Source organism: Variovorax sp. P1_G12, assembly GCF_056405555.1.
The window spans coordinates 1-22,797 of the sequence record NZ_JBFUBW010000002.1; the positions used below are offsets into that span (position 1 = coordinate 1).

The window sequence follows — 22,797 nt, forward strand, 5'->3', positions numbered from 1 at the left end:
GCCCTGCGCTGCTCACGGTACGCGGGGTCTCGCTCAAACTCGCTCCGCTGCGCTCCACTCAAACAGTCGCGAGCCCTGATCCGCGCACCGCTGCGCTGCTCGGCGGTGCCTCAACGGCCGGCCCGGGGCCTACCGCCCACCGCCGTGGACACGTTGGGGTTGCATTGGACGTTGGAGGCGCAGGGGCGGCTCGCACACCCCGAAGCCCGGCATGCGGTGCGGGACGGGCGATCCCCTCTGCGCCGCTGAGGAGCGCAGCTTCAGGCGGATAAGGGCCGCGCGTGTTTGAGCGCAGCGAGTTTGCGCGGACCCCGCCTGAAGCGAGCACCGCAAGGCAGCCCGAAGGGCCGGCGCAGTGGGGTCGGCGGGCCCGTACCGCGTGCCGGGCGCGCTTCCGAGGGAAACAAGCCTGGCGCACAACCAACATCCCTCCTTGGAGTTCCGCTTGGAGAAAAACCCCAAGCCCAATTCTTGACCCCTCGTGCCCGCCCTCCGCGGGCGGCTGTAAGCTCTGCCTTATGCTGCTCCACGTCACCCACGCCACCCGCTACGACTACGCGCCGCCGGTCGAGACGGCGCAGCACCTGGCGCACCTGAAGCCGCTGAACACCGTGTCGCAACGCCTCGTAAGCCATGCGCTGACGATCAGGCCGACGCCCGCCCTGCACGAGGAGTCGCCGGATGTCTACGGCAATGCGCGCGCCTTCTTCGCGCTCGAGTCGACGCACGACGAGCTGGTGGTGACCGCCGAGAGCGTGGTCGAGACCGCGCCGCCCGTGCTGTCGCCGGCGGCGGCGCCCGAGCTGCCGTGGGAAGAGGTGCGGGAGCGCTTCCGCTACGTCAAGGACTCGGGCTACGACCCGGCCTCCGAGTTCGTCTTCCCGTCGCGCTACGTGCCGCGGCACGACGACTTCGCCGCCTACGCGCGGCCCAGCTTCGCACCGGGCCGGCCGGCCTTCGACGCGGCGATGGACCTCACGCTGCGCATGTTCCGCGACTTGGAATACGACGCCGAGAGCACCGAGATCAGCACGCCGGCAATCGAGGCCCTGGCGCAGCGCAAGGGCGTCTGCCAGGACTTCGCCCACATCATGATCGCCTGCCTGCGCACCCTGGGCCTGCCGGCGCGCTACGTGAGCGGCTACCTGCTGACCCAGCCCCCGCCCGGCCGCCCGCGCCTGATCGGCGCCGATGCCTCCCACGCCTGGGTGTCGCTCTACCTGCCGGGCACCGACGGCCCCGGCGACTGGGCCGACTTCGACCCGACCAACGGCCGCCAGCCCGGCGAGGACTACGTGACGCTGGCCATCGGCCGCGACTACTCCGACGTCTCGCCGATGCGCGGCGTGCTGCATGGCGGGGCCCGGCACACGCTGGATGTCAGGGTCACCGTGCGGCCGCTCGAGGAGCTGAAGGACGAAGCCGTTCGGATCGCACAGTCCCAATCGCAATCGCAATCGCAATCCCAATCTCAAACCCGGAACAAGGAGTCCTCATGAACGTCTACGACACGCTGTCCCGCCTCGGCATCACCCTGCCGCCCGTGGCCACCCCGGCCGCTGCCTACGTGCCCTTCGCGCGCACCGGCAACCTGGTGTTCCTCTCGGGCCACATCGCCCGCAAGGACGGCAAGCCCTGGGTCGGCCAGCTCGGCGCCACGCTCGGCACCGACGAAGGCAAGCAGGCCGCGCGCGCGATCGCGATCGACCTGCTCGGCACCCTGCACGCGGCGGTCGGCGACCTGAACAAGGTCAAGCGCATCGTCAAGCTCATGAGCCTGGTCAATTCGACCAGCACCTTCACCGAGCAGCACCTGGTGACCAACGGCGCGAGCGAGTTCATGGCCGAGGTCTTCGGCAGCGAGAAGGGCGCCCACGCGCGCAGCGCCTTCGGCGTCGCGCAGATCCCGATGGGTGCCTGCGTGGAGATCGAACTGATCGCCGAAATCGAATAAGCAGTTCGTTGGACGACACCGACCGCCACCTGCTGAGCCTGCTCCAGGCCAACGCCCGCGAGCCCGCCGCGACGCTGGCGCGCAAGCTGGGCATGGCGCGCACCACGGTCGTCGCCCGCATCGCGCGGCTGGAGCGCGACGGCGTGATCGCCGGCTATGGCGTGCGGCTCGGCCAGCGTCTCGAACACGCCGCCGTGCGCGCTTACTGCGGGCTCAGTGTGGCGCCGAAGGCCGGCGCCGCGGTGGTCCGCGCGCTCGAACGGCTGCCCGAGGTCGAGGAACTCTCGGCCGTCAGCGGCCAGTACGACTACATGCTGGCCCTGCGCTGCGAGACCAACGAGCAGCTCGACGCGCTGCTCGACCGCATCGGCCTGATCGAAGGCATCCAGCACACGCACACCTCGGTGGTGCTGAGCCGCAAGATCGATCGGCGCAGCGCGGTGGCGCCATAATCCCGGACCCCGGGGAACCCATCCGATGCACAGCGACGACGTGCTCCAGACCCAACGCCGACTGCGCGGCAGTCTGCTCGACGACCGCCGCGCGCTTCCCTGGCGCCCGGCCCGCGAGTTCGCGGCGCAGATGCTGCTGTACGTCGAAGACCCGCTCCAGTGCTGGCGCGTGGGCCTGGAGTGCCTGCGCGAACTGCTCGACGCCGATCGGGTGGATGGCGGCTTCGCCGAACCCGGGCAGGCGCTGTATGCGCCGCTGGCCGAATCGCTGCGCCCTGGCGGTGCCGTGCCTTCGGTGGTCGGATTCGCGATGGATGCCCGCGATCCGAGCCTGGCCGCCGTCTGGGCCGCCGAGGGCGTGGTGGTGTTCGGCGACATCGCGAGCGATGCGCGCTTCGGGCCGCAGATGCGTGCTCAGCTCGGCACCATCGGCACCCGCACCAAGCTGGCCGTGTCGCTGCACGACGGCGCACGCTCGCTCGGCCTCTTGTGCGCGGACTGGATCGAGCCCCGCACGGCCTGGCGCTCCGAGGCCTTCGCCCAACTTCCGCTGCTCGCACGCGCCGTGCTCACGCCGGTGCTGACGGCGGCACGCTCGCTCAACGATGCGCGCGACGCTGCAACCGCTCCCGATCCTGCGGCCCTCGCCGGACTCACGCCGGCCGAGCTGAAGGTCGCGCGCATGGCCGCCACCGGGATGAGCTACAAGGAGATCGCGCGCGAACTCAAGCGCTCCTTCTCGACCGTCGACCACCAGCTGCGCAGCGCGCGCGACAAGCTGGGCGTGTCCTCGACCGCACGCCTCGCGGGCGCCCTGTCGGTCCACCTGCCCCACTGACGGCGCTCCATGGGGGTGAACCCTATCGCGAATCTTCGCGATGGAGCAGCGCGGGCGCGCTCCCTAGACTGCGCGGGCCACCATCCACCGTCTGGAGACACCCCGTGAGAACCTTTCAGAACACCGTGAACGGCCGCCCCGCCGCCGCCGCCGCCCGCACTTTCGAATCGAAGAACCCCGCCACCGGCGAGACGCTGGGCCTGGTGCCGCACGCCACGCCGCAACAGGTGGCCGAAGCCGTCGCCGCGGCGCGCGCCGCGCAGCCCGCATGGGCCGCACGTCCCGACGCCGAACGCCAGGCGCTGCTGATGCAGGTCGCGCAAGCCATCAAGGCCAATTCCGAGTACCTCGCCGAATGGGTGACGCGCGAACAGGGCAAGCCGCTCGGCGGCGTCGGTCCCGACCAGGTACCCGGCGCGCGCTTCGAGCTCTGGGGCTGCGAAGTCTGGACACAGGTGCCCGCGAGCCTCGAGCTGCCGGTGGAAGTCGTCTTCGAGGACGCCACGCGGCGTGACGAAATGCACCGCCAGCCCTTCGGCGTGGTCGCCGCGATCGCGCCCTGGAACTGGCCGCTGCTGATCGCCATCTGGCAGATCGTCCCGTCCCTGCGCGCCGGCAACACGGTGGTGCTCAAGCCCTCCGAATACACGAGCATCGGCACGCTGGAGATGGTCCGCATCATGGCGGAGGTGCTGCCGCCCGGCGTGCTGAACACCGTGACCGGCGGCGGCGATGTCGGCGCCGCCCTGGTGGAGAACAGCGGCATCGACAAGATCATGTTCACCGGCTCGAACGCCACCGGCGCGCGCATCGCCGCGGCGGCGGCGCGCAATCTCACGCCGACGACGATGGAACTGGGCGGCAACGACGCCGCGATCGTGCTGCCCGATGCCGATCCGAAGGCGATCGCGATGGGGCTCTTCTGGGGCGCCTTCCTCAACATGGGCCAGACCTGCGCCTGCGCCAAGAGGCTGTACGTGCCCGACAGCCTGCACGACGCCGTGGTCGCCGAGCTCAAGGCGCTCGCGCAAGCCATGCCGATGGGCAACGGATTGGCGGCCGGTACCGTGATCGGCCCGATCCAGAACCGCATGCAGTACGACAAGGTGGTGGCGCTGGTCGAGGACGCCAGGGCAGGCGGAGCGACCATTGTCTGCGGCGGCAAGGCGCCCGGCGGTCCGGGCCACTTCTATCCGGTGACGCTGGTCACCGACATCGCCGACGGCAGCCGCCTGGTGGACGAGGAGCAGTTCGGCCCGGTGCTGCCGGTCATTCGCTACAGCGACCTCGAATCCGCGATCGCGAGCGCCAACCGGCTCGACGCCGGACTCGGCGCCTCCGTCTGGTCCGCCGACATCGACAAGGCCAGAGCGGTCGCCTCGCGCATCCGGGCCGGCACCGTGTGGATCAACCAGCATGGCGCGATCCATCCCATGGTGCCCTTCGGCGGCGTCAAGCGCTCGGGCTGGGGGGTGGAATTCGGCATCGACGGCCTCAAGTCGGTCACGCAGCCGCGCGTCATCAGCATCAAGAAGTAACGGCGTGCCAAAACGAGCGGCAGAAACCCGACCATCAGGGTAATCCGGCTTCCGAAACGCCGGGGCCTGCGGCACGCTTCTTGCGCCGAATCCGTCCGGATACCGCCATGGAAGACGTCTGCTACACCACCCTCGACACCCGCGATGCGGACGAGCATGCCGCCGGGCTGAGCGCCTGGGACCAGAAGTACGAGCAGATCTCTGCCGGCCGTTTCAGCGGCCACGTGGAGGACCTGCGCGTGGGACCGGTGCAGGTGTTCGCGGAGACTGCGAGCCGCGCGGTTTTCCAGTGCGGTATGCCGCGCGCCGGGACGCTCACGGTCGGCCTGATGCATCCCGTGACCGAGGCCGGCTGGTTCTGCGGCCATGCGCTCGAACGCGACCGCATGATCGCCGTGTCGTCCGGTTCCGAATTCGACCTGATCGCGGGCGCGGGCATGGATGTGATCGGCATCTCCATCGACACCGCGCACCTGTCGGCACTGGCCGCCCAGTTGCGCGGCGGCGAGCAGGTCGCGCAGCCATTGCAAGGCCCGTGCGTGCTGGCTTCGTCTGCGGCCGTCCAGGCCGGGATGAAGCAACTCGTCGATTCCGCGCTCGCGCTCGCGCGGCTGCAGCCTGCGCTGCTGCAGGAGCCCGCAGCGCAGCGCATGCTGGCGCTCTCGCTCTCGGAGGCGATGCTCGACGGCGTGGCCGGCGATCGCCACGAAGCGAGCGTGCGGCCCAGCGCCGCCGCGCGACGGCGCATCCTCTACGCCGCGCGCGACTACATGCACGCCCATGCCGACGAGGCGATCACCGTGCCCGACCTGTGCCAGGCCACCTGCGCCTCGCGCCGAGCGCTGCAATACGCGTTCGAAGAGATCCTGCACCTGAGCCCCGTGACCTACCTGCGCGTGATGCGCCTGAACCGCGTGCGCGGCGAACTGCTCGCGCACAGCGACGAGACGGTGGGCGACGTCGCGGCGCGCTGGGGCTTCTGGCACCTGTCGCGCTTCGCGGCGGACTACCGCCAGCACTTCGGCGAACTGCCCTCGGCGACCCGCGCGCGCGGTGCCGCCAGGGCCATGCCGACCGGCATGCTGACCACCCACTGACCGGCTTGCGGCCCGTGGAGGTCGTTCGAGGCCCCGGGCGAAGTCTTGCCGAATCGGGATAACGGGCCCCGTGCACTGCCTCGTAACCTCCGTCGAAACCACTCCCACAGCGACGCAGGACTTCGATGCAGCATCCACAGTTTTCAGATTCCCGCCCTCTGCGCCAGCGCGCCGCCGCACTGACGGCCATCGCGGTGCTCGCGGCCTGCGCCGCGCTCACGACCTTCGCACCGCCCGCGCACGCCCATGGCGGCGCGGCGCACATGGTGCCGCTGAAGAAGACGCTGGAGGACTTCGGTGCCGCGGTGCGCTGGGACGGCTTCGCCAACGTCTTCACGATTTCGCGCAACAGCATGCTGGTGCGGGTCAAGCCGGGTTCGCGCACCGCCATGGTGAACGGACAGCCGGTGCAGCTCGACGTGCCGGTGACGATGCGGGCCAACACGGCCTATGTGTCGCACGATTTCATCAACCAGGTATTCCAGTCGGGGCTGGACAAGACCTTTGCGGTGGAGCGCACGCCGAGTCCGCTCAACCCGCTGACCGCCGACGAGATCCAGGCGGTCGTCGCGATCCTCAAGTCCTCCGGCCGCTACCAGCCCGGCTACCGCTTCACCGAGATCACGCTGAAGACGCCCCCGAAGGACGAAGCATGGAACTTCGCGCTCACCGGCCAGCCCGTGCGCGCGCCCCGCCAGGCCTCGGTGGTGGTGCTCGACGGCAAGAAGCTGATCGAAGGCACGATCGACCTCGCGGCGCGCAGCGTCACGAGCTGGAAGCCCATCGAGGGCGCGCACGGCATGGTTCTGCTCGACGACTTCGCCACGGTGCAATCGGCCATCGAAGGCAGCCCCGAGTACGCGCAGGCGCTGCGCAAGCGTGACATCCACGACGTGAGGAAGGTGGTCGCGACGCCGCTGACGGTCGGCTACTTCGACGGCAAGGACGAACTGAAGCAGGAGCAACGCCTGCTCAAGGTCGTGAGCTACCTTGACGTGGGCGACGGCAACTACTGGGCCCACCCGATCGAGAACCTGGTCGCGGTGGTGGACCTCGAGCACAAGAAGGTCGTGAAGATCGAGGACCAGGGCGTGATCCCGGTGCCGCTCAAGCCGACGCCCTACGACGGCCGCGACCGCAGCGCGTCCCCCGCGCCCAAGCCGCTGGAGATCACCGAGCCCGAGGGCAAGAACTACACCATCAGCGGCAACACGCTGCACTGGCGCAACTGGGACTTCCATGTGCGGCTCGATTCGCGCGTCGGGCTGGTGCTCTCGACCGTCACCTACAACGACCGCGGCACGCGCCGCAAGGTCATGTACGAAGGCTCGCTCGGCGGCATGATCGTGCCCTACGGCGACCCCGACGTGGGCTGGTACTTCAAGGCCTACCTCGATTCGGGCGAGTACGGCATGGGCACGCTGACTTCGCCGATCGCGCGCGGCCGCGACGCGCCCGACAACGCGGTGCTGCTCGATGCCACGCTGGCCGACTACGCGGGCGCTCCGGCCAAGGTGCCCAACGCGATCGCGGTGTTCGAGCGCTATGCCGGCCCCGAGTTCAAGCACCAGGAGATGGGCAAACCCAACGTCAGCACCGAGCGGCGTGAACTGGTGGTGCGCTGGATCAGCACCGTCGGCAACTACGACTACATGTTCGACTGGGTCTTCGCCGAGAACGGCACCATCGGCATCAACGCCGGCGCGACCGGCATCGAGGCCGTGAAGGGCGTCAAGGCGCGCACCATGCAGGATCCAACCGCCGCCGAAGACACGCGCTACGGCACCTTGCTCGACCACAACATCGTCGGCACCACGCACCAGCACATCTACAACTTCCGGCTCGACCTCGACGTCGATGGCGAGGCCAACTCGCTGACCGAGATCGACCCGGTGGTCGAGAAGAACACGCGCGGCGGGCCACGCACCAGCACCATGCAGACCGTGCAGCGCACGGTGGCGAGCGAGAAGGCGGCAGCTCAGAAGTTCGATGCGTCGACCATCCGTCTCCTGAGCAACCCGAACCGGCTCAACAAGGTCGGCAATCCGGTCTCGTACCAGCTCATTCCTTACGCGGGCGGCACGCACCCGATCGCCAAGGGCGCCAACTTTGCCAAGGACGAGTGGATCAACCACCGCCTGAGCTTCATGGACCGCCAGATCTGGGTCACGCGCTACGACCCGCAGGAGAAGTTCCCCGAAGGCAAGTATCCCAACCGCTCGGGCAAGGACACCGGCCTCGGCCAGTTCACCGCCGACGACCAGCCGATCGTGAACACCGACAACGTGGTCTGGCTGACCACCGGCACCACCCACGTCGCGCGCGCCGAGGAGTGGCCGATCATGCCGACCGAATGGGTCCACGCGCTGCTGAAGCCCTGGAACTACTTCGACGAGACGCCCACGCTCGGGCTGAACCAGCCGGCCAAGTGAGCCGCTCGCTTCACCTCCATTCCAACATCCAGACCACGAGGACATCCCATGCAAGACTTCGACCCATCGCCATCCCTCGGCGGCGCGACCACGGATCGTCGCGACTTCCTCAAGGCTGGCGCCGCCCTGCTCGCGACCACACCGCTGGCTGCGCTGGCCCAGGGCGCGAGTCCGGTCACCCGGCCCGCCGGCGAGATCACCGGCTGGTCGGCCATCGCCTTGTCGCGCGCCATCCAATCGCGCAGCGTCTCGTGCGTGGAGGTGATGAACGCCTATCTGGCGCAGGTCGACCGCTTCAATCCGACGGTCAACGCCATCGTCTCGCTGCAGGCGCGCGAAGGGCTGCTCACGCAGGCCCGGCAGCGCGACGCCCAGCTGGCGACAGCGAAGAACGAAGGCCGCAGTGTCGGCTGGATGCACGGCTTTCCGCAAGCGCCCAAAGACCTCGCGGCCACGGCCGGCATCGTCACCACGCAAGGTTCGCCGATCCTCAAGGACTACGTGCCGAAGACCGACGCCATCGTCGTCGAGCGGGCGCGCAAGGCCGGCGCGATCCTGATCGGCAAGACCAACACGCCGGAATTCGGGCTCGGCTCGCACACCTACAACGCCGTGTTCGGCACTACGCTGAATGCCTTCGATCCGACGAAGAGCGCGGGCGGCAGCAGCGGCGGCGCCGCCGTGTCGCTGGCATTGAACATGCTTCCCGTGGCCGACGGCAGCGACATGATGGGATCGCTGCGCAACCCGGCCGGGTGGAACAATGTCTTCGGCTTCCGGCCTTCGTTCGGGCGCGTGCCCTACGGCCCGACCAACGAGGTCTTCATGCAACAGCTCGGCTACGAAGGCCCGATGGGCCGCAGCGTGGCGGATCTCGCGATGCTGCTGTCGGTGCAGGCCGGCCATGACGCCCGCGTGCCGCTGTCGATCGACCAGGACCCGGCGATGTTCACCAGGCCGCTGGCCAAGGACTTCAAAGGCGCGCGCATCGGCTGGATGGGCGACTACAACGGCTACCTGCCGATGGAGCCCGGCGTGCTCGACACCTGCACCCAGGCGCTCAAGCACTTCGAGACCATCGGCTGCACGGTGGAAGCGGTTCAGCCCGATTTCTCGATGGAGCGCCTGTGGAAGACCTGGCTCACGCTGCGCGGCTTCCTCGTCGCGGGCGTGGCCGGCGGGCTCTATGCCGATCCGAAGACGCGAGCCATGATGAAGCCCGAAGCCGTCTGGGAAGTCGAGAAGGGCCTCAAGGTCTCGGGCGCGGACGTCTACCGCGCCTCCATCGATCGCAGCGCGTGGTACCAGGCGCTCAACACGCTGTTCCAGAGCTACGACTACCTGGTGCTGCCATCGGCGCAGGTGTTTCCCTTCGATGCCAAGCTGGACTGGCCCAAGAGCGTCAACGGCAGGACGATGGACACCTACCACCGATGGATGGAGGTCGTCGTCGGCGGCACGCTGGCCGGCGTGCCGGTGCTGAGCGTGCCGGCCGGCTTCGGTCCGGGCGGGCTGCCGATCGGTCTCCAGGTGATGGGCCGCGCGCAGGCGGATCTGGCAGTGCTCCAGATCGGCAACGCCTACGAGCTGGCGTCGAAGTACACGGCAAGGCGCAGCCCGCTGCTCGCCTGAAGACGACACGGGTCAATCGAACCGGATGCCCTGCGCCAGCGGCGTTCATGCTTGTGGCTCCTTGCGTGCGCGACGTCGCGCCTGAGGCGGCCAAGCATGGGCGAAAGTGGCGCCGCGATGCGGGCCGGCCGGCGCCGCGCCGCCACCCGGTTCGCCGAGCGCGGCGAAGCAGCTGCCGACGCGGGTGGCCAGGAAGGCCTCGAGCGCCACCCGCTCCTGCCCCACGAAACCGCGCGCCGGCAGGCGGCCTGTGCGCAGCAGCTCGAACACGCCGACCACGCCCGCCGCGGTGGCGAGTTCGATCGCGGTGCGGTCCACGCCGCGCAGGCGGCCGCCCTGGATGCGGGCCATGCGCGTTTCCTGCTCGAGGCGCCCGCCACGCAGGCCGGACGCCGAGGCGAACACGATCACCACGTCTTCCCGGCTGTGCGGCACGGCGTACTCCAGCACCTGCCGCAGCAGGTCCCGCCGCTCGGCCAGCCGCAGGTCGTGCAGCAGCAGCGCCATCGCATCGCGGTGGCCCGGGTAGCGCAGCGTCTTGTAGTCGAGGTTGCGCACGCGGCCCGCCAGCGTCTCGCACAGCGTGCCGAGCCCGCCCGAGGTGTTGAAGGCTTCGTAGGTGTCGCCGTCGAGCACCAATGTCTCGTGCCCTTCGAGGGGCTGCGCCGACACGGGCTGGCCCTGCACGATGGCCGCGCAAGGATGGCAGTATTCGTTGATGAGGCCGTCGATGCTCCAGGTGAAGTTGTAGCGCAGGCCGTTGGTGGCGTGGCGAGAGAGAGCGCCGACGCGCAGATGCAGGTCGTGCAGTTCGTCGAACCGGCCGGCGAGGTGGGCCCCCAGCATGCCGATCACGCCGGGCGCCAGGCCGCACTGCGGCATCAGCACCGTGTCGGCCCCGTCGGCCAGGCCACGGATGACGTGGGTGGCCGCGACATCCTCCGTCAGGTCGAGGTAGTGCACACCGAGCGCGCGCGCGGCCGCCGCGACGCGCCCGGCCTGCTGGAAAGGCAGCGCGTTGATCAGCAGCTGGTGCCCGGCCAATGCCGCCGCCAGCGCTGCGTCGTCCCCGACATCGAGCACCGTGCGCCGCACCAGCCGGTCGTCCAGCGCGCGCCGCGGGGGTTCGCGGTCGGCGAGCGTGACCGGAATCCGGTGGTAGTCGGCCAGCATGTCGGCCACCGTGCCACCCACCTTGCCGGCCCCCAGCACCAGCACGTTGCGAATCGAGATCATCGGGTCCTCCCTGGCATCCATCGAATGCAAGAACAGACTCTAGGAGGCCCCGCCGTCAGGCGGAAGCCGCCATTGCGTCGAAGGACCGCCCTGCACGGACGAAACGACGGCCCGGACGATCGAAAGGTCAGCCAGCGCCGCAAGCCGGGCACGGCGAGAAAAAGATGCCGGCTTGTAAAGCCGTTGACATACGGCGCCGCGAGCCGTTCCTACACTGGATCGCCATCGACCCGATGTCCTTCACAAGACCACGGCCCGCTGCCTCAGCGCCTGCATCTCTCGAATCACGCAATGCGACTTGACCATCTCGATCAGGCCCTGCTCCTGCAGCTGCATCAGCACGTTGGAGGTCATGACCCGGCTCAAGCCGGCGAGGTTGGCCATCTCCTGGTGGGTGAACGAGATCCGTATCGCGACGCCCTGCCCTTGCGCCTCGCCGTAGGTGCCGGCCAACTGCACCAGGTGATGGACCACCCGCTGGGTCGCCGTCGCCTGGCTCAACAGCAGGTTCTGGTGCGCCAGCACGCGCAGCTTGACATTCATGAGCCAGAGCACCTGGCGCATGCACGCGTCGTCGCGCGCCATGGACTGCAGCAGCTGGGCCAGCGCCACCTGCCGCGTGACCACGTCCGACGAGGCCACCGCGGTGACCGAATGCCGGCCGTCCAGGAACGCGCTGCATTCGCCGACCATCCCCTGCGTGCCGACGATGGCCAGGTGTTTCTCGTGGCCGGCCTCCGACAGCAGCACCAGCCGGACACGGCCCTGCTCGACGACGTGGACATGGGTCACGGCGTCGCCCTGCGAGAACAGGGTCTGCCCCTTGCGGAAGTCCACCCGCGGCGCGCCCTGCGCCATCAGCATCTCCCAGCGGAAATGCGGCACCTCGATCCACGCCGAAGGGGAAGCCGTCGTCTCTGCGTTCTTGTTCATCGCCTCGAAGTCCCATCGTCCCGGCGGGCAGTTTCATGAAACATCCATTCTCCTCATACCGAAAGCTTTTTCCCATCCTGGACAACGCGGTGCAGCTGTCCAGCTGCTCGCAAAGCGCGCTGAGCCTGCCGGTGCGTCAGGCCATCGACGAGTACCTCGACGTCTGGGTGCGCCGCGGCGCCGACTGGGGCTACTGGATGGACCAGGTGGCCCTGGCGCGCGCCGAGTTCGCACGCATGATCCACGCCGATGTCGAGGACATCGCGGTGCTGGGCAGCGTGTCGGATGCCGCGTCGGCGATCGCCTCGGCGCTGCGCTTCGACGGCGGACGCCCCGACGTCGTCACGAGCACGCTGGACTTTCCCTCGATCTGCCACGTCTGGCTGGCACAGCAGCCGCGCGGCGCGCAGGTCCGCCTGGTTCCGGCCGAGGCGGGCCGCACCGACACCACCGCACGGGTCGCGGCGGCGGTCAACGACCGCACGGCACTGGTGTCGGTGTCGCAGGCCTGCTTCTATGACGGCCAGATCGTCGACATCGCGGCCACCGGCCGGGCTGCGCGCGCGCACGACGCGATCCAGTTCGTCGATGCCTACCAGTCCGCCGGCTCGATCGCGATCGACGTCCGCGCCCAGGAGGTCGACATCCTGGCCGCCGGTGCCCAGAAGTACCTGCTGGGCATTCCGGGCATCGCGTTTCTCTATGTGCGGCCTGCGCTGGCGCGGCAGCTCGTGCCCACGGTCACCGGCTGGTTCGGCCGCGTCAACCCGTTCGCCTTCGATCCCGCGCAGCTCGATTTCGCCGACAGCGCCACGCGTTTCAACACCGGCACGCCGCCCATGATGTGCGCCAGCGTCGCGCGCGCCAGCATGGCCCTGCTCAACGAGATCGGTGTGCCGGCGATCGAGGCCTACCTGCAGCAGCTGTCGGCCGTGGCCATCGAGGAGGCGGCGCGCCTGGACCTCGAGGTCGCGAGCCCCCTGGACCCCGCCGCCAAGGGCGCGAACACCGCGATCCGCATCGCCAACGCCGCCGCGGTCGAAGCGCAGATGCTGCAGTCGGGCTACGTGGTCTCGGCGCGCAACGACGTGATCCGGATCGCGCCGCACTTCTACAACACGGCCGACGACGTCGTGGGCGCCCTGCGCGCGCTGGCTCGCCTGACGCGATGACGGCCACCCACAGCGCTTCGGTCCACTGCCGCGCGAGCACGCAGCAGGCCCTGGACTTCCTTTGCGATGGCCTGGCGCTCGGCCAATGGGCCCTGGGCTGCTGGCAGACCGAGGCGGTCGGCGGCGGCATGGTGCGCGGCCACTCGCTGTTCGACGACACGCCGAGCTGGGTGCGCCCGGTCGTCGACGAGGCCCGCATGACAGTGAGCTACCACGTGGGCGGCGCGCCCGATGCGCTGAGCCCGCGCATCCACGCCGTGGTGGAAGTCGATCCGGACGGCTGCCGGATCAGCCTGCATGCGTCGCGCACGCCCGACATGGATGACGCCCGCTGGCTGCGCCTGGTGCGTTGCCACGAGCTGGAAGTGCTCCTGATCCAGGCACGCCTGGAGCACCAGGCTGCGCCACCCGGTCCGCAAGTTCTTTGACACCACGATGAGGAAGAGATCATGAACCGACGTCATTTCGGCCAGGCCTTCACGGCGGCCCTGCTCGCCCCCGCGCTCTCGTCTCCCTGGGGCGCCCACGCGAGTACCAAGGCTTACACGGGACCCATCCGCGTGCTGGTGGGCTTTCCGCCGGGCGGCGCCACCGACGTGGTGGCGCGCGCCGTGATCGACAAGCTCGGCAAGGCCATGAACGGCCAGGTGTTCGTGGTCGACAACAAGCCCGGGGCCGGCGGGCAGATCGCCGCCCAGCTGCTCAAGGCCGCGCCGGCCGACGGCTCGACCATCATGCTGTCGATCGACCACACGCAAGTGATCATTCCGCTGACCCTCGCCGCCGCCGGCTACGACCCGGTGGCCGACTTCACGGCGCTGGCCGGCGTGGCCTCCTACTACAACGTGCTCGCGGTCAGCGCCGCCACCGACGTCAAGACCATGGCCGAGCTCGGCGCCTGGGTGAAGGCCCATCCGAACGAGGCCAACTACGGCATCCCGGCAGCCGGCAGCGTGCCGCAGTTCATCGGCCACATCGTCGGCAAGTCCTTCGGCGTCACGATGAACTCGGTGCCCTACAAGGGTGGCGCTCCGATGGTGCAGGACCTGCTCGCGGGCCAGATTCCGATCGGCATTGCCTCGATGACCGAGTTGATCGAGTACCACCGCGCCGGCAAGGTGCGCATTCTCGCGAGTTCGGGCCAGGTGCGCAGCAAGACCGCGCCCGAGATCCCGACTTTCCTCGAACTGGGCTACAGCGGCATCGACAAGAACCCGTGGCTGGCCTTCTTCGGGCCGAAGGGCTTGCCGGTCGAATTCGTCGATCAGTTCGACCGCGCGATGAAGATCGCCCTGGCTCAGCCCGACCTGCAGGAACGGCTGGCCAAGATGGGCAACGAGGTGACGCCGGCGCCGGCCAAGGAGGTCGAGCAGTGGGTGGTCGATGCCTCGCGCGGCTGGGGCAAGGTGATCCGCGACTCGGGGTTCAAGGCGCAATGAGCATCGACTCCGACACGCCACGCACGTTCATCCAGAGCGGCTCCCGCTGGGAGGAGCTGGCCGGCTACTCGCGCGCCGTGGTCGACGGCGACTGGATCTTCGTCTCGGGCACGCTGGGCCAGGTTTTCGCCACCGGCGAGTTTCCGGCCACCGTCGAGCAGCAGTGCGATGTCGCGCTCGACACCATCGAAAGCGCACTGGCGCAGGCGCGGGCCAGCCTGGCCGACGTGCTGCGCGTGCGGGTCTATGTGCCCGATCGCGGCGATGTGATCGCGGTCAGCGGTGTGCTCAAGCGCCGCTTCGGCGCCAACCGCCCGGCCAACACCACGCTGTGCAGCGCATTGGCGGTCGAGGGCGCCAAGGTCGAACTCGAAGTCACCGCCCGGCGCCGCGCCTGAGTCTCCTTTTCCCCGTCTGATTGGAAGCCACGATGAACCTCCTGACCCAGCTGGCCACGGCCATGCGCGACCGGTCGGTCCGCACGATCGATCTCACCCACACCCTGAGCGAGGACTTCCCGCCGCTGCAGTTGCCGCCGCAGTTCGGCCAGGTCGCCGCCTTCAAGATGGAGCGCATCTCGCGCTACGACGAGGCCGGCCCTGGCTGGTACTGGAACAACTTCACCTGCGGCGAGCACACCGGCACGCACTTCGATGCGCCCGCGCACTGGGTGACGGGCAAGGACCATCCGCGCAACACGGTCGACACCATCGACACCGGCAACTTCATCGCGCCGGCGGTGGTGGTCGATGCCAGCGCCGAGGTCGCCGAGGATGCCGACTGGCTGCTGACGGTGGATTTCCTGCAGGCCTGGGAAGTGCGCCACGGCCGCATTCCCGAAGGCGCATGGGTGCTGCTTCGCACCGACTGGTCGAAGCGGATCGCCGACCCGGTCGCCTTCGTCAACATGCGCGACGACGGCGCCCATACGCCGGGGCCGACGCAGGAGGCGGTCGAGTGGTTGATCCGCGAGCGCAACGTGCATGGCTTCGGCGTCGAGACGATCAACACCGATGCGGGTCAATCGCATGGCTGGCCGCTGGCCTATCCGTGCCACACCCTGATGCATGGCGCCAACCGTTATGGGCTGCAGTGCCTGAAGAACCTTGACCAGTTGCCGCCGACGGGAGCGCTGATCGTCTCTGCGCCGTTGAAGATCCAAGCGGGCTCGGGCAGTCCGTTGCGGGTGCTGGCGCTGGTCGAGGGCGATCCGGGCGGCTAGCCGCCCATCCGCTCGCCGGCGGCGCCCATCCTTCGCGGCGGGGCGGTCCGGAACTCTCATTCGGTTTCACTTGATCCGTGTCCGAATTGACGCACGTCAACAATTCGAGGGTCAACCTCGGACATGCTGCCCCTGTGGGACAGGCTCCCAGGAATTGCAGCTTCTTTCAACCACGTAGGGGGAATCTTCATGACGACCCGACGCGTTTTCGTGACCTCCGCGACCTTGCTCGCCTCGACTCCCGCACTCGAGACCGCCAGGGCACAGGGCGCCGATGCGCCGGCGAAGCCGGCCGACTTCCTGTTCGTGCAGACGGCGAACAGCATGACCTACGACAAGACGAACGGCAAACTGACGCTGAAGGATGTGAGCCCGATCACGGTGTTCTTCTCCGACCGCCCTGAACACATCGCCGGAAACATGAAGACGGCAGCATTCGTTCCCTTCTGGAGCAAGGGCAAGGACAGCTTTCTTTCGGATCCGCCCAATGCCGACATCTCCATCATCGAAGGCAAGTCGATGCGGCAAGTGATAGCGATCCTGCAGACGCCCGTACTGAAAGGCTCCGCCCTGTCCTACACGATCAAGGTCCTGCAGGGCAACATGCCGGCCAAGGGAGCGGAGGTCTCGGTGTTCATCGACGTCATCGGCATGCCCATGACGCCCGTGTCGTACGCCGGCGTCGCACGGCGGAGCTACCGTCGCGCGGTCATTCGATAGGTCGGAGCGCGCCGCTCAGTCCACGGCGCGATGGCGCGATGGACAAGCGCGCGTCAAGCGCTGCTCGACGATCCCCGCACCACCAACTGCCCCGGCAGCAGCAACTGGCGCGCCGGCCCTTCCAGTCCTCGCAGGCGTTCGAGCAGGCAGGTCGCCGCGACCCGGCCGATGTCCTCGGTGGGCTGCGCGATGGCGCTCAGCCCGGGGCCGATCAGCGGTGCCCATTCGGCGTCATCGAAACCGACGAAGCCGATATCGATTCCGAAGCGCAAGCCCAGCCGCGCCATCGCCGCGGCCACGCGCAAGGTCACGACCGCATTGCCCGCCAGCACCGCGGCACGCTTGCCGCGCTTGGCGCGCTTGTGCAGGGCGCGCAGCGCGGCATCGAGGCCCTCGCTGTCGTCACCTGTGCATTCGCACACCTCGCCGGCCACGCGCGGCTCGTGCGCCGCGATGCAGGCCCCGAAGGCCGCCGTGCGCTCGCGCCGCGAACTCACGCCCTTCTGCGGCTCCGTGATGTAGAGCAGCTCGCGGTAGCCGCCTTCGACCAGGTGGCCGCAGGCCGCGCGCATGGCCGCGGGGTTGTCCAGCGACACGAAGTCCGTGTGCATGCCCGCATGGCGCCGGTCCACCAGCACGGCAGGCTTGCCATGCAGCGCGTCGGCGTCGACCAGCCCGGCGCCGCGACCCAGCGTGTTGAGGATGAAGCCATCGACCTGGTAGCCGGCCAACGCATCGATGGCCTCGCGCTCGCGGTCGATGTCGTTGCCCAGGTTGAACAGCATCACGAGGTAGCCGGCTTCCTGGCAGGCCTTCTCCGCGCCGCGCAGCACGGCCACCGAATACGGATTGGTGATGTCGGCCACGATCAGGCCGATCAGGCGCGATCGGCCGTGGCTCAGGGCCTGCGCCATCGGGCTCGGCGTGTAGGCCAGTTGCGCGACCGCGGCCTCGACGCGGGCCGCGATGTCGGGACTCAGCAGCCGCTCGCGATGATTCAGGAACCGCGAGACCGTCGCCTTGGAGACGCCGGCCGCCTTGGCGACGTCGGCGATGGTGGCGCGGGCCGGACGCTGCATGGAGGTTCGGGCGCTCAAGCGGATGCGGTGTCGTAGACGGCCGTGGGGCACTCGCCGGCCAGTGCCTGCAGCAGATTGGTCGTCGCGAGCTCGGCCATCGCATGCCGGGTCTCGTGCGTGGCCGAGCCGATGTGCGGCAGCGGGGTCACGCGCGCATGGGTGCGCAGCGGCGAATCCGCGGGCAGCGGCTCGGTCGCGAAGACGTCGAGGCCGGCCGCATGCAGCGTGCCGTGGTCGAGTGCGGCGAGCAGCGCGTCTTCCTGCACCGTGGCGCCGCGGCCGCCGTTGATGAAGATGGCACCCGGCTTCATCGCGGCGAAGAACTTCGCATCGACCATGCCGCGCGTGCTGTCCGACAGCGGCAGCATCGCGACCACGAAGTCGGCGCGGGCCAGCAGCTCGTCCAGCGGCGTGTGCGCGGCACGGCCCTGCAGCTCGGGCGCCTGCGCGGCCAGGTCCACCGGCCGGCGCGCGTGATAGAGCACAGGCATGCCGAATCCGAGCGCGGCCCGGCGCGCAACCGCCTGGCCGATGCGGCCGAAGCCCAGCAGGCCCAAGGTCTTGCCGTGGACGTCGAAGCCGAACAGATCCTCGCCGATGTTCTTCGTCCAGCGGCCTTCCCGCACCAGGTTCGAGAGCTCGACCACGCGCCGGCTGGTGGCCATCAGCAGGGCGAACACGGTGTCGGCCACGGTCTCGTCGAGCACGCCGGGCGTGTGGCACAAGGTGATGCCGCGCGCGTGCAGCGACGCCAGCGCATAGTTGTCGACCCCGACCGAAACGCTGGACACCACTTCGAGCTGCGGCGCGCGCGCCAGCAGCGCGTCGTCGACCGGGTAGCTGGAGCCGATCAGGCCATGGGCCTTGGCGAGCGCCGCGTCGAAGGCCGCGCGCTGCGCCGGCAGGCGTGGATTGGCGACCGTGACCTCGTGCACCGCCTGCAGGCGCGCGAGCTGGTCGTCGGGAAGCTCGCGAAACACCAGCACGTTCTTGCGGGCAGCAGTCACAGTCCGGCCTCCTCGAGTTCTGCGCGAGTCGGCAGGCCCTCAGTATCGCCGAGGACCTGCACCGCGCGGGCGCCGATCCAGGCGCCGCGCCGCACCGCATCGGGCACCGCCTTGCCTTCGAGCAGCGCGCTGACCACGCCGGCCGCGAAGCCGTCGCCGGCGCCCACGGTGTCGACGATGTCCTTCACAGGGAAGCCTTCGACTCGGCCGCTGCCCGCGACATCGCTGTCGTAGTAGGCGCCTTCGGCACCGAGCTTCACGACCACCAGCCGGGCACCGCGTGCCCGGTAGAAATGCGCCACGCCCTCGGGCGTGCTTTCACCGGTGAGGAACAGGCCCTCCTCCAGGCCCGGCAGCACCCAGTCGGCGCGCGCCGCCAGGTCGTTGATCCAGTGCCGCATGGTCTCCGGCGACGACCACAGCGTCGGGCGCAGGTTGGGGTCGAAGGAAATCGTGCGGCCGGCCGTGCGCATCACGTCCATGCTCTTGATGGCCGCCTGCAGGCTGGTGTCGGAGATCGCCGCGAACACGCCGGTGGCGTGCAGGTGGCGCGCCGAGCGCAGCCAGGCCTCGTCGACGTCGGCCGGACCCATGTGGCTGGCGGCCGAGCCCTTGCGGTGGTATTCGACCGGCGGATCGCTGCCGTCGGTCACGCGGCCCTTGAACTGGAAGCCGGTGCGCTGGGCCGCATCGCTGATCACGTGCGAGCAGTCGATGCCCTCGCCCTGCATGGTGGCGAGCAGCGCGCGGCCCATCGAATCGGTGCCGAGCCGGCTGGCCCAGCCGACCCGCAGGCCGAGGCGCGAAAGGCCGATCGCAACGTTGGTCTCGGCGCCCGCGGTGCGCTTGTGGAAGGCGGTGGCGTTCTCGATCGGCCCGGGCTGGTCGGCCACCAGCAGCAGCATGGCCTCGCCGAACAGCGCGACGTCGAAGGTGGCAGCGGCAGCGTTCGTCATCAGAGGGAGCGGATGTGGGTGATCTGGTCGCGCGTGACGGCCTGCAGGTCGTCACCGACCAGAGGGTATTCGATGGCGCGCGGCACATCGGCCGGCAGCGCCCGCAGCACGGCGCGCCAGGGCGCGACCGAATCGGCCAGCGGCACCGCCACCCACTTGGCCGGCAGCCGCTGCACACCCTTGCAGTGCACGTAGCGCACGCGGCGGCCCAGCGCCTGGGCCGCCTGCAGCGGACACTCGCCGACCCAGTGCCAGTTGCCCATGTCGAAGGTCATGCCGAGCTCCAGCCCGGCGCGGTCGGCCGCGTCGAAGAAGGCCTGCAGCGCCGCCAGCGTCCCGGCGGAGACGGTCTGGTCGTTCTCGATCACGAGCTCGACCCGGGTCTCGGCGAGCTGCACCTTCAATCCCCACAGCGAACCGTGCGAGGCCGGACCGAAGTCGCCGATCGACATCTTGAGTCGCCTGGCGCCCAGCGTGGTCGCGGCGGCGATGCCGCGGGCCAGCGCGGCGCTGTCGAGCCAGCCGCCTTCGGCCCAGAGGCCTTCGGGGCTGGAATAGACCGAGGCCAGCCCGGCCATGGCGGGCAGCTCCGAGGACGGGTCGCGCAGCAGTTCGCCGCGCACCTCGACGCTGTCGGCGCCCGCGGCGCGCGCCAGTTGCGCGCACCAGAGCTGGCCGTGGCGCCCGATCTCCGAGGCGCCGAAGGATGAAAGGGAAATCAATACCGGCGTCATGTCGTCGATCGCGGCGTCAGTGCGCTTGATGGGAACTCAGGATTTGTCCGAGAAACTGCCGCGTCTTCTCGTGCTTGGGATGGCCGAAGAATTCGGCCGGCGGGCCCTGCTCGACGATCTGGCCGTCGGCCATGAAGATCACCCGGTCGGCCACGCTTCGCGCGAATCCCATCTCGTGCGTGACGCACAGCATGGTCATGCCGTCCTCGGCCAGGCCGATCATGGTGTCGAGCACTTCCTTGACCATCTCGGGGTCGAGTGCCGAGGTCGGCTCGTCGAACAGCATGATCTTGGGCGCCATGCACAGCGCACGCGCGATCGCCACCCGCTGCTGCTGGCCGCCCGAGAGCTGGCTCGGGTACTTCTGCGCCTGCTCGGGAATGCGCACGCGCGTGAGGTACTTCATCGCCACCTCTTCCGCCTGCAACTTGCTCATGCCGCGCGAGCGCATCGGCGCCAGCGTGCAGTTCTGCAGGATCGTGAGGTGCGGGAACAGGTTGAACTGCTGGAACACCATGCCGACCTCGGCCCGCACGGCGTCGACGTTCTTGCCACCGGCCGTGAGCTCGATGCCGTCGACCACGATGCGGCCCTTCTGCACCGTCTCGAGCCGGTTGATGCATCGGATGAGCGTCGACTTGCCCGAGCCCGAGGGCCCGCAGATCACGATGCGCTCGCCCGTGCGCACCGACAGGTCGATGCCGGTCAGCACCTGGAAGCTGCCGTACCACTTGTTCACCGCCTCCATGCGGATGATCGGATCAGCGCCTGCGGCGGTCGTGACTGCGTCGGTCATGGATGTTCCCTGGAATCGGTCCGGCTTACTGCAGCTTCGGCAGGTCCGTCTGCAGCCACTTTTGATAGAGCTTGTTCAGCTCGCCGTTGGCCGTGTTCTTCGAGACGAACTCGTTCACGTTCTTGAGCAGGTCGTCCTGGCCCGGGCGCATCGCGATGCCCATGGACTGCTGCAGCAGCGTGAACTTGTTCTCGAAGGTGTTGGCCGGCACGCGCTTGGCGATCTGCGCCGCCACCGTGACCGAGCAGCCGATCGCATCGACCTGGCCCGACATCAGCGCCTGCATCGCCGAGGCGTCGTCGTCGAAGCGGCGGATCTCGGTGCCTTCGGGCGCTGCCTTGGTCACGGCCACGTCCTGCGTGCTGGCGCGGGCCACGCCCACGCGCAGGCCCTTCAGGTCGGCCGCGCTCTTGATCGGCGTGCCGCTCTTGCCGTACAGCACGACGGTCGCGGCCGCATAGGGCTGCGAGAACTGCACCTGCTTGGCGCGCTCGGGCGTCACGGCCAGCGAGGCCACCAGCAGGTCGACCTTGTTGGTCAACAGGAAGGGAATGCGGTTCGGACCGGTGACCGGCACGATGTTGGCCTTCACGCCCCAGTCCTTGGCCAGCAGCTTGGCGACGTCGGCGTCGTAGCCGTCGGGCTGGTTCTTCGCATCGGTGGTGCCATAGGGCGGGAAGTCGACCAGCATGCCGATCGTGATCTCGCCCTTCTTCTTGATGTCGGCCACGGTCTGGGCCGAAGCGAAGGGAGCGAAGGCGGTCAGCGCGGCGCCCAGGCCCAGGGCTGCAATGACCGCGCGGCGGGTGGTGGAACGGATCATGTCAGGTCTCCTTGATTGAACAGAAAGAATGAGGGAAGGCGCGCGCGACACGAAGTGCGCGAAGACTGGGGGAGAGCTTCATCTCCCGAGCGCCTGTGCCCGCTTGCGCTCCATGCGCGCGGCCAGCAGCGACAACGGCCAGCAGATGACGAAATAGATCGCGGCCACGGTCGTGAAGACGTGCAGCGGCTGGAAGGTGGCGTTGTTGATGATCTGCCCGGCGCGCGTGACTTCGGTGAAGCCGATGATGGCCGCCAGCGAGGTGCCCTTGATGATCTGCACCAGGTAGCCGACCGTCGGCGGCAGCGCGATCTTGAAGGCCTGGGGCAGGACGACGTCGCGCATGCGCGATGCGTAGTCGAGGCTCAGCGCCTCGGCCGCTTCCCACTGACCGCGCGGGATCGCCTGGATGCAGCCGCGCCAGATCTCGCCGAGGAAGGCGGCGCTGTTGAGGATCAGCGCCACGCCGGCGGCGATCCACGGATTGATGTCGAGGCCCAGCACCGGCGCGCCGAAGAAGATCAGGAACAGCTGCAGCAGGAGCGGCGTGCCCTGGAAGACCTGGATGAATGCGGTGGACAGGGTGCGGGCGGTCTTGCTGTCGGAAGTGCGTGCGAGCGCGATCACGAGGCCGAGGATCGCACCGCCGACGAAGGCGATCGCCGACAGCGCCAGCGTCCATTGGGCCGCTTCGAGGATGAACAGGAATTCGGGAAAGCCGAAGGTACGCATGATGT

At 69.0% G+C, this 22,797-nt stretch carries 23 protein-coding genes; 14 read left to right on the forward strand and 9 right to left on the reverse strand.

Features of this window, described 5'->3' with window-relative positions:
• Nucleotides 1-518 precede the first annotated feature (518 nt).
• The 8 genes from AC1D2O_RS02170 (at nucleotide 519) to AC1D2O_RS02205 (ending at nucleotide 9,943) form a co-directional block, all read left to right on the forward strand.
• Nucleotides 519-1,499 (forward strand): transglutaminase family protein, encoded by a 981-nt coding sequence (locus AC1D2O_RS02170; RefSeq protein WP_478086057.1) that lies wholly within the window; start codon nucleotides 519-521, stop codon nucleotides 1,497-1,499.
• Nucleotides 1,496-1,954, forward strand: coding sequence for a RidA family protein (locus tag AC1D2O_RS02175; protein ID WP_478086059.1), 459 nt, complete (start codon nucleotides 1,496-1,498; stop codon nucleotides 1,952-1,954). The genes AC1D2O_RS02170 and AC1D2O_RS02175 overlap by 4 nt, the downstream gene beginning before the upstream one ends.
• Entirely contained in the window at nucleotides 1,951-2,406 is a 456-nt protein-coding gene (locus AC1D2O_RS02180) for an Lrp/AsnC family transcriptional regulator (protein WP_478086111.1), read from the forward strand. Before AC1D2O_RS02175 ends, AC1D2O_RS02180 begins: the two co-directional genes overlap by 4 nt.
• Nucleotides 2,407-2,431: 25 nt before the next feature.
• Nucleotides 2,432-3,244 carry a helix-turn-helix transcriptional regulator gene (locus tag AC1D2O_RS02185; protein ID WP_478086061.1) on the forward strand — a complete coding sequence of 271 codons (813 nt, stop codon included), beginning with the start codon at nucleotides 2,432-2,434 and terminating at the stop codon, nucleotides 3,242-3,244.
• A gap of 104 nt (nucleotides 3,245-3,348) precedes the next feature.
• A complete protein-coding gene (locus tag AC1D2O_RS02190; RefSeq protein ID WP_478156090.1) occupies nucleotides 3,349-4,782 on the forward strand; it encodes an aldehyde dehydrogenase family protein in 1,434 nt (477 codons plus the stop codon).
• 107 nt (nucleotides 4,783-4,889) lie between these two features.
• The gene (locus AC1D2O_RS02195) at nucleotides 4,890-5,879 is read left to right on the forward strand and encodes a helix-turn-helix domain-containing protein (RefSeq protein ID WP_478086065.1); all 990 of its coding nucleotides are present in this window, start codon (nucleotides 4,890-4,892) and stop codon (nucleotides 5,877-5,879) included.
• Nucleotides 5,880-6,004: 125 nt separating this feature from the next.
• A complete protein-coding gene (tynA, locus tag AC1D2O_RS02200) occupies nucleotides 6,005-8,311 on the forward strand; it encodes a primary-amine oxidase (RefSeq protein ID WP_478086067.1) in 2,307 nt (768 codons plus the stop codon).
• A 48-nt stretch (nucleotides 8,312-8,359) separates the two neighbouring features.
• Nucleotides 8,360-9,943 (forward strand): amidase, encoded by a 1,584-nt coding sequence (locus AC1D2O_RS02205; protein ID WP_478156092.1) that lies wholly within the window; start codon nucleotides 8,360-8,362, stop codon nucleotides 9,941-9,943.
• Between the two features lie 45 nt (nucleotides 9,944-9,988).
• Here the strand turns inward: AC1D2O_RS02205 and AC1D2O_RS02210 are convergent, their stop codons facing one another.
• Together AC1D2O_RS02210 and AC1D2O_RS02215 are read right to left on the reverse strand one after the other, a co-directional pair.
• On the reverse strand, nucleotides 9,989-11,200 hold the full coding sequence (locus tag AC1D2O_RS02210; RefSeq protein ID WP_478156255.1) for a saccharopine dehydrogenase family protein: 1,212 nt from the start codon (nucleotides 11,198-11,200) through the stop codon (nucleotides 9,989-9,991).
• 219 nt (nucleotides 11,201-11,419) lie between these two features.
• The gene (locus tag AC1D2O_RS02215) at nucleotides 11,420-12,112 is read right to left on the reverse strand and encodes a Crp/Fnr family transcriptional regulator (RefSeq protein ID WP_478086073.1); all 693 of its coding nucleotides are present in this window, start codon (nucleotides 12,110-12,112) and stop codon (nucleotides 11,420-11,422) included.
• A gap of 89 nt (nucleotides 12,113-12,201) precedes the next feature.
• On the opposite strand from AC1D2O_RS02215, the gene AC1D2O_RS02220 reads away from it, so the two are divergent.
• From AC1D2O_RS02220 to AC1D2O_RS02245, 6 genes are all read left to right on the forward strand, one after another.
• Nucleotides 12,202-13,284 (forward strand): aminotransferase class V-fold PLP-dependent enzyme, encoded by a 1,083-nt coding sequence (locus tag AC1D2O_RS02220; RefSeq protein ID WP_478086074.1) that lies wholly within the window; start codon nucleotides 12,202-12,204, stop codon nucleotides 13,282-13,284.
• On the forward strand, nucleotides 13,281-13,712 hold the full coding sequence (locus tag AC1D2O_RS02225) for a hypothetical protein (protein ID WP_478086076.1): 432 nt from the start codon (nucleotides 13,281-13,283) through the stop codon (nucleotides 13,710-13,712). The genes AC1D2O_RS02220 and AC1D2O_RS02225 overlap by 4 nt, the downstream gene beginning before the upstream one ends.
• A 21-nt stretch (nucleotides 13,713-13,733) precedes the next feature.
• Entirely contained in the window at nucleotides 13,734-14,723 is a 990-nt protein-coding gene (locus tag AC1D2O_RS02230) for a Bug family tripartite tricarboxylate transporter substrate binding protein (RefSeq protein WP_478086077.1), read from the forward strand.
• Complete coding sequence (locus AC1D2O_RS02235; RefSeq protein WP_478086078.1) at nucleotides 14,720-15,121, forward strand: RidA family protein; 402 nt, start codon at nucleotides 14,720-14,722, stop codon at nucleotides 15,119-15,121. The genes AC1D2O_RS02230 and AC1D2O_RS02235 overlap by 4 nt, the downstream gene beginning before the upstream one ends.
• 32 nt (nucleotides 15,122-15,153) lie before the next feature.
• The gene (locus AC1D2O_RS02240) at nucleotides 15,154-15,945 is read left to right on the forward strand and encodes a cyclase family protein (RefSeq protein ID WP_478086079.1); all 792 of its coding nucleotides are present in this window, start codon (nucleotides 15,154-15,156) and stop codon (nucleotides 15,943-15,945) included.
• Between the two features lie 189 nt (nucleotides 15,946-16,134).
• Nucleotides 16,135-16,665, forward strand: a complete 531-nt coding sequence (locus AC1D2O_RS02245; RefSeq protein WP_478086081.1) for a hypothetical protein — start codon at nucleotides 16,135-16,137, stop codon at nucleotides 16,663-16,665.
• Between the two features lie 53 nt (nucleotides 16,666-16,718).
• On the opposite strand, the gene AC1D2O_RS02250 is transcribed toward AC1D2O_RS02245, so the two are convergent.
• The 7 genes from AC1D2O_RS02250 to AC1D2O_RS02280 form a co-directional block, all read right to left on the reverse strand.
• Nucleotides 16,719-17,744, reverse strand: coding sequence for a LacI family DNA-binding transcriptional regulator (locus AC1D2O_RS02250; RefSeq protein ID WP_478086113.1), 1,026 nt, complete (start codon nucleotides 17,742-17,744; stop codon nucleotides 16,719-16,721).
• Between the two features lie 14 nt (nucleotides 17,745-17,758).
• Complete coding sequence (locus AC1D2O_RS02255; protein WP_478086083.1) at nucleotides 17,759-18,751, reverse strand: 2-hydroxyacid dehydrogenase; 993 nt, start codon at nucleotides 18,749-18,751, stop codon at nucleotides 17,759-17,761.
• Complete coding sequence (locus tag AC1D2O_RS02260; protein WP_478086085.1) at nucleotides 18,748-19,707, reverse strand: sugar kinase; 960 nt, start codon at nucleotides 19,705-19,707, stop codon at nucleotides 18,748-18,750. Before AC1D2O_RS02260 ends, AC1D2O_RS02255 begins: the two co-directional genes overlap by 4 nt.
• Nucleotides 19,707-20,441 carry a sugar phosphate isomerase/epimerase family protein gene (locus AC1D2O_RS02265; protein ID WP_478086087.1) on the reverse strand — a complete coding sequence of 245 codons (735 nt, stop codon included), beginning with the start codon at nucleotides 20,439-20,441 and terminating at the stop codon, nucleotides 19,707-19,709. The genes AC1D2O_RS02260 and AC1D2O_RS02265 overlap by 1 nt, the downstream gene beginning before the upstream one ends.
• Before the next feature lie 16 nt (nucleotides 20,442-20,457).
• Nucleotides 20,458-21,237, reverse strand: a complete 780-nt coding sequence (locus tag AC1D2O_RS02270; protein ID WP_478086089.1) for an amino acid ABC transporter ATP-binding protein — start codon at nucleotides 21,235-21,237, stop codon at nucleotides 20,458-20,460.
• Between the two features lie 25 nt (nucleotides 21,238-21,262).
• Nucleotides 21,263-22,060 (reverse strand): transporter substrate-binding domain-containing protein, encoded by a 798-nt coding sequence (locus AC1D2O_RS02275; protein WP_478086091.1) that lies wholly within the window; start codon nucleotides 22,058-22,060, stop codon nucleotides 21,263-21,265.
• Between the two features lie 78 nt (nucleotides 22,061-22,138).
• Nucleotides 22,139-22,792, reverse strand: a complete 654-nt coding sequence (locus tag AC1D2O_RS02280; protein ID WP_478086093.1) for an amino acid ABC transporter permease — start codon at nucleotides 22,790-22,792, stop codon at nucleotides 22,139-22,141.
• Nucleotides 22,793-22,797 lie beyond the last annotated feature (5 nt).